We start from the raw sequence: 13,003 nt of genomic DNA, 5'->3' as shown, positions 1-13,003 counted from the left end.
CCTTGGTGTCCTACAACATGTTAAAATAGGAATATACTACTAGATAAGGAAACTCCCATATTATGAATAGGATTGACTTCATATGATATATAAAGAAATATTACATCGCCGAAATGCGATTCTTTTTAGTTTGATTGTTGTATTTTATTTCATTCAAGTGTCCATTAATGTATTAATTGAGGGCGTTGCTAGTGTTTTTCCTCCGGTAATCATATTTATGATTGCAGCAACTATCCTGCTGCTGTTTATTATTAAAAAGATCAACCCCGTTTTAACTATGTATACAGTAATCATATTTACATATCTTTATTTCTTTTTTCTGCTGACGGATTCTCCTTATTTAATAAACTATTTATTTATGTGGCTGGGTCTTCCTTTAAGTGCTGTTTACCAAAATTATCGCGCAGTATTGCTTGCAGGGACAGGCTCCCTGCTTCTTACGTTTTATGCATTCTTTTCTTTTCGAAATGAGATTTTTCCGAATGTGGCTAGCGGAGATTTTGTTTTCTTTCTCATTTTTGGATTATTTCTGATGGGATTCTTATTCCTATTTATAAAAGTAACCCATCTTTTATGGAAGCAGTCAGAAGAATCTAGCAATAAGCTGAACCATGTCCTTCAACAAACCGATATTATTACATGGTCATATGATCCATCCACTGATAGATTATCCCTATCAAATAAAATACCTAACTTGCCGGAACTGCCAGATACACTGGAGATTAGCGGCAAATGGATGATCGATAACTGCATACATTCCGAAGATAGCAGCATTCTAAGAAATGCATTTTTTGCCATTAAAAAAGGGGAAGCTCAAACGGCTGAATATCGAGTTGTAAACAGTAAAGGAGACATTACATGGCTGCAATGCCGAGGTGTTTCTTTCTCTAATGAAGAGGAATCCGCGTCAAGGGTAGAGGGAATCTTGATTGATATAACGAAACAAAAACAGATGGAGGAGCATATTAAGAAGCTAGCTTATTATGATTCATTAACAGGGGCAGCTAATCGTTATAAGCTTAAGCAAAATTTTGAAAGCCTGCAGAAGATGGAAAGTACATTAGCGATTCTATTTATTGATATGAACGCCTTTAAGCAAGTAAATGATACGTATGGCCATGAGGCAGGTGATCTTCTGCTTCAAAAGGTTTCTGCTAGAATTCAAGAGGAGATTGCTGAAACAGATTTATTATGCCGGATGGGCGGAGATGAATTTGTTATCCTATTATCAAACGTGGATGATGCTATGACAAATTCAGCCATCCATCGAATTCAGGAGGCGCTGAGTTGTTCATTTGAAGTAAAAGGCATTTCTATCAGTGTTTCAGCAAGTATTGGCAGGTCATCTATCGTGAAAGCTTCTCAGGCTAATCTAGATCGTTTGCTGCAGCAGGCTGATAGAGAGATGTATTCAATTAAAGCAAGAGAATAAATTTGTAAGAATGATAGATCCCGAATCTGCTATATAAGATTCGGGATCTTTTTTTAATTTGCTGCACCTTCCACGTTCGGACGGTTATTCTCTTTGATGAATAACACTGATATTGTACCGATGACTAGAAGAATGCCTGCGAAATAGAATCCAGCATTCAATGTGCCTGTGACATCTGTAAGGAATCCAGTAATATATGGAGCCAATATGGATCCGCACATTCCGATAAAGTTGTAGAAGCCAAATGCTGTACTTAATGCATGTTTTGGCGCGTTATCAGCTACGACTGCGACAAGCACGGGGTTCGTGCTAATTTTACCAAATATCCCGTAGCCGATTAAAGCAGCATATAGAACCCACATACTATCAAATGCAACGATAGATACAATTGCAATAATAGAAAGTGGAAGCATCACTAGCAATACTGGACGGCGTTTTCCCATTCTATCCGCAATCCAGCTAAAGAGAATGGACCCTGGAATGGCTGCCCATGGAACTAATGAAGAAACAACAGCAACCTCTGTTCCATCAATTCCTCTTGCATGCTGCAAATAATATGGAATCCAAGTAACTACTACGAAGAATGCATAGATCGCACAGAAAATCGTAATGTATGCAAAAACTAAGTTTCTGCTAAATAGCTCTTTCATTTTGAGCTTTGGTTTCGCTTCTCCAGCTGAATCTCCTGCAGCTGTTTTTGGCTTGTCTTTAATAACCCACCACATAGCCAAGCCGATAAGCACGACAGGTATTGCAATGACATAGAATGGAGCTCTCCAGCTCATTCCAAGTGTACCGACTGTGTAACTGGAAATGAAGTAACCAGCTGATAAACCAAATGCCATTCCGCTGTTAATAATTGCACTTCCTACAGTAATATGCTTTTTGGGAATCGCTTCAGATGATAACCCGTACTGTGGGCCATAATAGAACCCTTGAAAGATCCCAACCAACAGCCAGGCGATCATGAAAAGTGTAAATGAAGGCATCATGCCTGTTACCGCTGCCATGATCCCGAACAGAATAACTCCAGGAACAAGGACTTTTTTCTTTCCAATCTTATCTCCTAGTATTCCTGATGGAACGTTTAGTCCGGCATATCCAATGAAAAAGATACTGCTGATTAAACCTAATTGTGCCGCAGATAAACTAAACTCTGCTTGAATATTGTCCATTACCGGGTTAAGAATTGCCCGTGTAGCATAAAGAGCAACCCAGCCTAAAAAGAAGACAATCGTGATTTTAACCCAATACGGTATTTCACCCTTAGATACAGGTACTGGCTCATCTTGATTTAAAACTTTTGCCATTTTGTTTTCCTCCCAATTTAGATTTATTTGTATGGATCTTAAGTAAAAATTAATATTTCAGCCTCACCCAAACTATAGGATAAAAAGCATTACAGTCGAATAAAAATGAAAGGGTTTACATTGCAAAAAGATTAAAATGCAGGTAAAAGTCATTTATAAAGAATGTCAGTCTGCCTAATTTCAACTGCACGGGTTTTACTCCATACATAAAGGATTATTCAATTAATCAGACCGGCCATTTATTTTTTCACACAAAAAAGCTGACTCAAAATGCCGTTAAAAAACGAACATAATAAGTCAGCTTTAATAATTTCTATTCGTGCGGAACGCTCTTCAGCATATAGCCAAGGCCTGGATAGGTGACAATATATTCCTCTTTATTGTGCAAATGCTCCTTTATTTTTCTGCGGATTCGCGCAATCCCCACACGCAAATATTCGATGTCATCTCGATATTGCGGTCCCCAAACCTCTGAAAGCAATATTTCATGCTGAACCACTTTATCAAGATTGAGGGCTAAAATTTCCATTACCGAATATTCGGTTTGTGTTAGCTTAAACTCCTCATCGTTGATCCAGCAGCGTTTACTTCCAAGATCAATTGTTAATACGCCTGTCCGGATAACTGGTGTTGCCGCAGTTTGCGGATCTGCACTGGACTGGGTCCTTCTTAAAACGGCATTCACTCGTGCAAATAGTTCATCTAATGAAAACGGCTTTGTTAAATAATCGTCTGCTCCAACATTTAATCCCTGCACCTTATCCTTGGCATTGCTTCTAGCAGTAAGCATGATAACAGGTACATTTGAGAACTTGCGCAGCTTTTCTAACACATAAAAGCCATCCTGTCCTGGCATCATAATATCCAGCAGAATTAAATCAGGGGAAATTAGATCGAATTTCTCAAATAATTCTTCTCCTGAGCTAACAGTCGATACTTCGTACCCGATAGATTTTAAGTTTGCGGAAATAAATCGCAGAATTTTCGGTTCATCATCAACGATACAAATCTTTTGATTTTTCATCTATGTCCCTCCCGCTTTTATTGGGAAAATTTAAGATAAATGTACTTCCTTTTCCCGGCTCACTAATGGCTTCAATTTTTCCTTCATGCGCCTCCATAATTCCAACACAAATCGCAAGCCCAAGGCCTGTCCCTCCTGTCCGCCTTGTGGCTGTAACATCGACCTGATAAAAATGATTGAAGATTTTCGTTATATGATCTTCTGAAATGCCTATCCCATTGTCGGAAACGGCTATTGTGATAAAATCATCCGTCCGATCTAGTGTTATATCAATCTTCTTCAAGCTCGCATCATTATAACGAAGGGCATTGGTCATTAAATTGACGAGCACTTGCTGAACGCGAATTTTATCGGCATAAAAGGTGAAATCTTCTCCAAGCTTATTATGAAAATGGAAGCTTGCATCTTCACGCAATGCAAGGGGGATTTGCTCCATTGATTTTTCTATGAGATAGCTTGTACGAACCATCTGACGTTCGACATACATCGTTCCTGATTCAATCTTCGAGATGTCCATCCAGTCATTTACTAAATGGAGAATCCTTTCAATATCTTCATGTACACCCTCTAACAGCTCCTGCTGAAATTCTGGTTCCCATTCAACCTCAGGACGGAGCAATGTTTCTACACTGCCCTTAATATTGGTAATCGGTGTTTTAAACTCATGAGAAGTAAGAGAAATTAAATTATTTTTTAATGTATCAATTTCTTCTTCCTTCGTGATATCGCGCAATAATAAGCCTTCGCCAATTTCATCCTCATCAAGCATGACCGAAAATTTATGAAGAATATAATATTTAGGCTTCTTTTGCCTAGCCTTGTATTCTAATTTTAATTCTTTCTTTTTATTAGCAAAGAAGGCAGACAGCTCTTCACGGTCAACAGCAAAGATGTTGATAAATTGTTTATAAACATCATTAAAGCTAACCAATTCTTTCTCTTTTCCAATTTTAACGGCAGAAAGAAAGAACTCGTTCACATATTCAACCTCTTTTTGGTTATTTACAAGCATTAATCCTTCAGACATACTTTCCAATACGGCAGCTAACACGGCATGCTTATTGCGGATTTGTTCAAATAGGAATTTATTTTGCAGCATGACCGCTAATGAGCCGGCAAAGGTACGGAGGAATTCCTGCTGGCTCGTTGTGATTGCTTGCTTGTTCATAAGGTCAACAATTAAAAAGCCTCTATTATTTTTTTCAATCTGAATCGGCTCGATATACTGCTGTTCGCCAACTATATTTTTGCTAAGATACTGCAATAGATTTTGATTCGTATGGATTGTATTCGTTGTTACAGCTAAATCGTGAAAGAACACATGGATGGAATAATCCATGAAGGGCTCTATTTCTTTTAAACAATGCTGAATAAAATGAGCTAAATCCTTATTGGAAGAAACAGAGGTAATTAGTTTGTTTACCGCTTTAAGCTCTAAGTTTTTATTTTTCAACGTCGTTGTTCGCTCTTCGACTCTCGCTTCAAGCACTTTATTTAATTCAATTAATTCTGTTCTATTTTTTTCCACTTCATCAATCATATGGTTGAAATAATAGAAGAGCTCTTCCATTTCTTGCGGACCTTGAATTTTCTTCTTTACCGTTGTATCCTCCTTGATGCCTTTCGTATAGTCCTTTATATAATTTAATAAATATCTCATTGTCCGTTCTAAGCGATCTGTTAAGAAAAGACTGACAATGACCATGATAATGGCTGTAATAAGAAGGAAAATGGTAATTAAGAGAATGGCATTTTTATAGGTTGAAGTAATGGCTTCCGTTGGCTTGCTTATCCAGACAACCCAATCAAGATTGCTTATTTTCTCATAGGTAACAAATACATCCTCATGCAAATTATCCAATTCAAAATAGCTGCTGCCGCTTTTATTCTGCTGTTTCTTAATATATTGAACGATAGCTGACTGACTAAGATTCACTAACTCTCTTCTTGTATCGACTTCAGGGTGAACGATGACATTTTTCTGCTGATCAATAACAACAGCATATCCGCCATCCCCAAAGGTGCGGTTTTTTATATGCTCGCCTAAAGCATTTAAATCTAAAGCCCCCAGGACATAGCCAATCATTTCTCCTTCATCATCCAAAATAGGAGAAACAATCGAAACTAATAGCATATTTGTCCCGCCTCTGCCATGGTAAACGGGGGAAATCACTGTGTCCTTTGTTTTTAATAATTCTTTATAATAATAGCGATCACTGAAATTATGATTCTTCCTTTTAACCCCGTCGGTATAGGATTCTGGATAAAAAACGATGGACTGCCCTTTGCTGTCCCCTACATACATATTAACGAAACCGGGATAATTTGTTTTTATGTCCTTCAATTGCTTTTGAACCCCGGAGATATCATTATCTAAAAAAGGCTGTTTCACATTCAGTGCTTCTGTTTGAATGGCTTTTTTATAGTCTAAAATATAATTATCAATATAATCTGCGAGATATTTTGCCGTCTGTGCCTGATATCTTTGATTCTCTTTAATTAAAGAAGATAATTGATAGATTTGAAAAATCCCAAGGATGGCAATTGAAAAAAAGGCGATGGTTAAAAAGGAATAAATGAGTTCTTTTTTTAAGGAGCGAGCCTTTCTCATGATTGGCCTCCTTTCTATATCAAATGAGAAAAATGGTATCTGTGCCAGCTTTAAAAACTAGCACGGATACCATATTATATAATTAATTTTCATTATTTCGTAATTTGCGTTCCTGCTTTTCCTTCCATTGCAAGATCTGCTTGGTCTAGTGAACAAATGATGGCTCTTCCGCCAAGCTCAGCAAATTTAATGGCAGCCTCCATTTTCGGTCCCATGCTTCCAGCCGAGAATTGCCCTTCTTTCACATATTGCTTCGCTTCTTCTAATGAAATATGTGTTAAAGCCTTTTGATCCGGCTTGCCGTAGTTTACATATACATTTTGTACGTCTGTTAATATCATGAAGGCATCTGCCTGTACTTCCTCAGCTAACTTAAATGCACTTCGGTCTTTATCAATAACTGCTTCAATCCCTGTGAGCGAGCCATCCTCGTTCTTTACGACTGGAATTCCGCCTCCGCCAGCAGAAATAACTATCGTATTTCCATCAGTTAATTGCTTAATTGTCTCTGAGCCTAAAATCGATTTCGGCATTGGAGAAGGAACAACACGTCTCCATCCGCGTCCTGCATCCTCTTTTACAATCCAGTTCTTTTCCTCAGCTAATTTCTTTGCTTCTTCTTCCGTGAAAAATACGCCAATTGGTTTTGAAGGATCTTGAAAAGCAGGATCTTCAGCTGATACTTCTGTTTGCGTCAGCATGCTGACAACAGAATGATCTAAGCTGAGCTTTTGCAATTCGTTTTTCAATGTTTGATCCATCATATAGCCAATGAATCCTTGTGATTCTGCACTGCAAACATCTAATGGGAATGGAGGGACAACTTCCTTCGCTTCCTCATTTTGGCGCAAAATATTGCCTACTTGGGGACCATTGCCGTGTGTAATAATAACATTATGGCCATTTTTGACGATGCGGGCAATGATTTCACTGCTTTTCCGCACATTTTCTAATTGATTTTCATAGGTTGCTTCTTGCTTCGGCTGCAAAATGGCATTACCGCCTAATGCAATGACTACTTTTTCTGCCATCTATTCTTTCCTCCAGTTTATCGCTGCTAATAGCCCAATTAATAGCCCGAAGGCTGTATCTATTCCTGAGCTATGACCAACGGTAAGTAATTGTGATAGCTGCTTTTCTATTTCTTCCGTTCTCTTCCTATCTGTTAAACAATTTAAAATATTTACGATGGTTGAGCTGAACGCTCCTTTTAATGCGTAAAGCAAGTATTCTCTTCCAATATCTGTAGTGATCGATTCATGCAGCAGAATTTCCTGAATCGTTCGCAGAAAAAGAGGGCTGCATATGCCAGTGATCGTATGAATAGCTAGTAAACCAACAAGATGATCATCCCCTGATGGGGTTAAGCCTCGCCCTCTTCCTAAAAAATAGCGGACAGCTCTGTCTATTTCAGATTGGTCTTGGGAAGAGATTGCCATCAATAAACGGTAAACTTCGATCGTATTTGCAGGAGGAGCAGATTGTTCTTTTTGTATACGAAGGTATTCAAGAAGAAATTGGTTAATCTCAAGATCTAATCCTGTTCTTTCTCCTTCAGCAGCGAGCGTTTTTATGAATGCTTCTAAGTGTTGAGCGGTTATCTCATTCTTCGGATACTGAACAATGTTCGAGTAGGGTATGCCTTTTTTAAAATTTACTGCTATATTGCCAGTTTCAAAGGTTAGCTGCTTCGTGACTTCATCCCACTGGACAGCAGCTGGCGTTTGAATGGAAGACAGCAGTTTCTGAACGGCTTCCTTTTGAAGGTGAATCCCAAATGGAAGCTTCCCATTTTTATCAGTACCGATAAAAAACAAGCGCTCCCCCATTAGTATGTTCAGCCCATTTTGGAAGAGACTATGAACAGATCCTAACGGGTTTTTTATAAGGAAGAGAGGAATCGAATGTTCATATTCCTCCACAAATATTGTTAGGGAATTCTGCATGGGCAAAATTAGATGAGACCCAGTTTGACCGCATATGCTTCAAGCGCTTTCTCAAAGCATTCCTTTGGTGCACGAACCGTACCTGCACCAACTTGTCCGACGCCCGCTTGTTTATGAGCAATTCCTGTGTTGATGACTGGTTCAATTCCTGTTTCAACAACTTTACGTGCATCAATTCCGAGACAAGCACCTTGGAAATCCCAAGTTGGAATCGTAAAATTGCTGTTTTGGTCAATACAAATTTCCATCATATCGTTGCTTGTTGCAAGCGCATCACTGAAACCGCCAGCACCAACGAAACGAGTGACACCTGGAGCAGCGATCATCGCCATCCCGCCGACACCAAATGTTTCGGTAATCGCACTGTCCCCGATATCTGGGTTTGCATCGTCTTGAGAATAGCCAGTGAAAAATAGTCCCTGTGGTGTATTAACTGGAGCAGTAAACCACTCATCACCCATGCCGCTAATGCGAATGCCAAAGTCCTTCCCGTTCCTGCACATCGCTGTAACAACTGTACCTTCTTCAATTTTTCTTGCCCCATCAAGGACAGCCTTGCTTGTTGCCATGGCAATATTTAAGAAGAATTGATCCGTATCAGCCAGGAACTGAATAACATCCTTTAAATCTATTTCATTTATATCTTCTACCTGCACAATATATGGACTGATTTCTTTAAGGAAGATAAGGGATGCTGCGATATTCCGCTGGTGGAACTCATCACCCATTGTGATCGCCTTGGCAATCATGACATTTAAATTCAAGCCATTGTCCGTTAGCTTTAATGCTTTTGAAAGTGTTGGACCTAATACATTTTTCTGCCATTTTAAGTGAGTAATTACTTCATCAGAGTAAGCGCCGAAACGAAGGACTTTTCCAATTCCTTCATTCATAATGCAGTATGCTTCATTTCCTTCTGAACGATTTTCTACGACAAATACCGGCATATTTGCTGAAGTAATTCCACCCATTGGGCCAACAGCATTTACATGATGGCATGGAATAAAAGTAACTTCGCCATTTTCAAGCATTTGTTTTGCTTCTTGCTCCGTTGCAGCCCAGCCTTCAAAAAGGGCAGCACCGATGCAAGAGCCCTGCATGGGTCCTGTCATATCGTCCCATTTAATTGGCGGTCCAGCATGCAGGAGGACTTTCCCTTCCGTTAATTCCTTGATTTTATCCTTCGCGGGAACGACATCTACAAGGAATGGCGCAGACCCAGAGATTTTTTCGATTACCGCTCTGTTTGCTTCATCGATTGAATTGTATTTCATGTGAAATCCTCCTCGAATAATGGATTGGTTTTTTATTTTGTCTCTGTTAAAACTGAATGTTGATTTTGCGGTGTTTGAGAAATAAACGGAAAAATTCCGGTTAAATTGGGAAATACCTATATTTCCTTAAAAATAAAGGGAGTTTTTCCGGTTATCGTATCCAAATCTTTGGATTTTGCCTTAATTGGAGCTGTTAATCGGAATATTTCCGCTTATATTTGCTTTTTAAGCTTCATCTCTGTAAATAGCCGGAAATTCTCCGCTTATGAATTCTCACAAAAATCAACAATGAATAATAACAGAGCTTTTATTTCAATAGAGCCAAGATTTTTCTCATTTTTTCATTTCCGCCAGCAATCGGTCTCCAATCAAATTGAACGGCACGGCCGCCATACGCTATGATGGAATCTGTAAAGCTCTTTAGACCTACATTGATGACACTTGGTTTATTGTTCACTAATGCTTCCATTTCTTTTGATACGGCTAAGTCGAATGTTTTTGATGGTTCTTTTGCATCGACATGAGTTTTTTGTACGTCATTTACTTTTAGGCCTACGATTGCTAGGGCTGTTCTTACCGCTTCATTATTGCTGTCCTTTACGATAATTCCTGCTTCAGCAAGCTTTCTCTTTTGTGCTTGGTAATCTTGCGGATCCGTTTCTGTTCCACAAACAGAAGCAACTACATGCAAGGTACGGCCTTCTTTTTGAGCATGAGAAACGGCTTTTTGAATCGATGGCAAGAGGGCACTTGCCATATCATCATGCGAGCCATAGCCAAGTACAAAATCAAGAAGGATAACCGCTGTTTGTTCGTCAGCGCCAGCTTCATCTATAAATCTAGCTCTCGTTTCAGGATCAATCATTGGATGCGGCTTCCCTTGTGTGTATTTGTCATCACCAAGGTCAACGACAATGTGGCCATCCTTCTTCAGGACATAGCCATCCTCATTCGTAATGGCTGAGCCCAGTCCCAGTGCATCTGAAATGAGCACAGCTGCTTCTGAAGCTAAAGTTCCGCCAGAGAAAAGTCCTTTAATTGTTCTTTGTTCTGGTTTTAAATCTGTATTAGCTACTTCAAAATTCCCCTGATTGTAATCAGCTTTCATTTCATTTCCTTTCGCTAGGTCAACAGCCATGCGAGCTGTTTCTTCTAACGTGTAAGCCTGGTATACATTTCCTTCATATTGCGTTGGCTTTTCACCAAGGAAAAGGGTTACAACTGGTTTTGAAACACTATGAAGCAAATCGACTACTTCATTGCGTACTTCTTTTGCTGGCGGCTTAGAAATAACAACAATAATGTCTGTCTGCTGATGATTTTCTAATGCGCGGATGCCGTCCATCATGGTGATGGCGCCGACAGGTTCCTTTAAGTCGCGGCCCCCTGTGCCAATCGCATGACTAACTCCTTCACCAAGGCGGTCAATAATCGCTGTTACTTCTTGAATCCCGGTTCCGGAAGCACCAACAATTCCAATTCGTCCTTTTTTAACAACATTCGCAAATGCAATTGGGACACCATCAATAATGCCAGTTCCACAATCTGGTCCCATCACGAGCAATCCTTTTTCATGCGCCTTTTTCTTAAGTCTTACTTCATCTTCAATTGGCATATTGTCACTGAAGATAAATGTATGCAAACCAAAGTCCAATGCTTTTTCAGCCTCTTCAGCCGCGTATTGGCCAGGAACAGAAATTAGAGCTAACGTCGCATCAGGCAACGCTTTTCTAGCTCGATCCCATGTGCGGACCGTTTCATAATCATTTCCTTTATTGCTGATGGATTGATCCTTCAAGTATTGCTCAACTTTATCTAGAACCTCGTTCATTTTGTTTTCATCATCTGTATCAACGACAATCGCCATATCGTTCGATTCCGCTGTTTCCAATTCTTCCGTATACAATCCTGCTGTTTTAAAAATATCCTTATTCGCAGGGGTACCCATCATGATTTGCGCCTTGTTGACGCCTTCAATCGCAGAAATTGAATTTGTTAATAACATTAGATTAATAGAGTCTTGATACGAGTTCTTTTTTACAATCGTATAAATCACTTGTTATCACCTCGGTATTATTTTTGATGCGTTTGACTAAATATGGATGCGTTAGAAAGGCTCCCAATTGTGTGGCAGGCAATGAAATGGTTTGGATGACTGGAGCGGGAGGTGCGAGACTCCTCGAAAATGCTGTCGCATTTCCTTCGTGCGGATTCAACGTCCTGCGGGAGGAGTGGGACAGCTGAGACCCCACAGGCACTAGCCGAAGAGGCTCAGCCCCCACCCCGCGAAAAAGCGAGCATCCTGGAGCAGAAGTCAACCTCTGCCAAACATTGTTTTTGAATGAGCCTTAGGTAAATAGATAAACAATAACTTAACCTCAGTTGCATTATAGGAAATCAGGCATAACAATCGAATAAAATTGAAAGGGTTTACATTGCAAAAACATTAAAGATTCACTCGATTTATTTGTTTCTAGCATCGGTGTACTATAATTTAAATCGTTAACGAGCGAATGAAAGGAAGGATATGGAATGAAGACAACATTTATATATAAGGAAGTGGATGGCTGTAAAATTAAAGGAGATTTTTATGCCATTGAGGAGAAGCATGCGCCACTCATTGTTTATATTCACGGGGGAGGATTAATCTTTGGGACAAGAACGGATATGAAAGAGGAACAAATAAATCTTTATTTGCAGGCAGGCTATAACGTATGCACGATTGATTATCGTCTAGCACCAGAATCCGAGCTGACAGCCATTAAGCAGGACATTGAGGATGCTCTTATCTGGCTGAAGGAACAAGGAGCAGGTACGTTTGGCTTCGATCCTGATCGAATGGCTGTAATTGGAAGTTCTGCAGGCGGCTATCTTGCGCTATTGTCTGGAACCTTTCAAGTTCGCCCGAATGCGATTGTTTCTTTTTATGGCTACGGGGATATTGCTGGGGATTGGTCTCGACAGCCCAGCCCATATTTTTCAAAAATGACGGCTGTTCCAGAGGTTCTTGTACATCAGCTCATTCAAAAAGAGGCCCTATCCGAAGGTCCAATCGAGCGCCGCTTCGCCATATACTTATATTGCCGTCAGCAAGGCAAGTGGATCGATTATTTAACCGGCAACAAGGAAGAGGCTCCCGATGTATTTTGTCCATTGAAAAAAATAGATAAAAACTACCCGCCAACACTTCTTTTGCACGGAGATGCAGATGATGATGTTCCTTATGAGCAGTCCGTATTCATGCGTGAGGCACTGAACGGTGCAGGTATTAAGAATAAGCTAATTACTATTGAAAATGGCAAGCACTCATTTGATGAGAATATGAAAGATCCGGCAGTTGCGGAGACATTTAAAGAGGTACTTAGATTTCTAAAGGAGAGCCTATAAGAAAAAGAGAAACTTCAAT

General features: G+C 39.7%; 9 protein-coding genes. 2 read left to right on the top strand and 7 right to left on the bottom strand.

Translation table 11 applies throughout. The features are described 5' to 3' along the window. Nucleotides 1-82: 82 nt before the first annotated feature. Nucleotides 83-1,432, top strand: coding sequence for a GGDEF domain-containing protein (locus C1726_RS14080; RefSeq protein ID WP_102273736.1), 1,350 nt, complete (start codon nt 83-85; stop codon nt 1,430-1,432). 53 nt (nt 1,433-1,485) lie between these two features. Here the strand turns inward: C1726_RS14080 and C1726_RS14075 are convergent, their stop codons facing one another. From C1726_RS14075 to fdrA, 7 genes are all read right to left on the bottom strand, one after another. Further along, nucleotides 1,486-2,742, bottom strand: coding sequence for an MFS transporter (locus C1726_RS14075; protein WP_102273735.1), 1,257 nt, complete (start codon nt 2,740-2,742; stop codon nt 1,486-1,488). 313 nt (nt 2,743-3,055) lie between these two features. Then, the gene (locus C1726_RS14070; protein WP_102273734.1) at nt 3,056-3,766 is read right to left on the bottom strand and encodes a response regulator transcription factor; all 711 of its coding nucleotides are present in this window, start codon (nt 3,764-3,766) and stop codon (nt 3,056-3,058) included. Then, nucleotides 3,738-6,377: a sensor histidine kinase gene (locus tag C1726_RS14065; RefSeq protein WP_102273733.1), complete on the bottom strand. Its 2,640-nt coding sequence runs from the start codon at nt 6,375-6,377 to the stop codon at nt 3,738-3,740. Before C1726_RS14065 ends, C1726_RS14070 begins: the two co-directional genes overlap by 29 nt. Nucleotides 6,378-6,469: 92 nt before the next feature. Continuing rightward, complete coding sequence (gene arcC, locus C1726_RS14060) at nt 6,470-7,408, bottom strand: carbamate kinase (RefSeq protein WP_102273732.1); 939 nt, start codon at nt 7,406-7,408, stop codon at nt 6,470-6,472. Next, on the bottom strand, nt 7,409-8,194 hold the full coding sequence (locus tag C1726_RS14055) for a DUF2877 domain-containing protein (protein ID WP_180968202.1): 786 nt from the start codon (nt 8,192-8,194) through the stop codon (nt 7,409-7,411). A 137-nt stretch (nt 8,195-8,331) separates the two neighbouring features. Beyond that, nucleotides 8,332-9,597 (bottom strand): YlbE family protein, encoded by a 1,266-nt coding sequence (locus C1726_RS14050; protein WP_102273730.1) that lies wholly within the window; start codon nt 9,595-9,597, stop codon nt 8,332-8,334. Between the two features lie 307 nt (nt 9,598-9,904). Continuing rightward, on the bottom strand, nt 9,905-11,653 hold the full coding sequence (fdrA, locus tag C1726_RS14045; protein ID WP_102273729.1) for an acyl-CoA synthetase FdrA: 1,749 nt from the start codon (nt 11,651-11,653) through the stop codon (nt 9,905-9,907). A gap of 476 nt (nt 11,654-12,129) precedes the next feature. Here fdrA and C1726_RS14040 point away from each other — a divergent pair, with 476 nt between their 5' ends. Beyond that, nucleotides 12,130-12,984 (top strand): alpha/beta hydrolase, encoded by an 855-nt coding sequence (locus tag C1726_RS14040; protein WP_102273728.1) that lies wholly within the window; start codon nt 12,130-12,132, stop codon nt 12,982-12,984. The last annotated feature ends 19 nt before the right edge of the window (nt 12,985-13,003 follow it).

The sequence above is a fragment of the Cytobacillus massiliigabonensis genome (assembly GCF_900199725.1).
In the GTDB taxonomy this organism is placed as follows: domain Bacteria; phylum Bacillota; class Bacilli; order Bacillales; family Cytobacillaceae; genus Cytobacillus; species Cytobacillus massiliigabonensis.
Note: the sequence above shows the minus strand (reverse complement) of the source record. Positions and strands in the feature narration are given on the sequence as shown.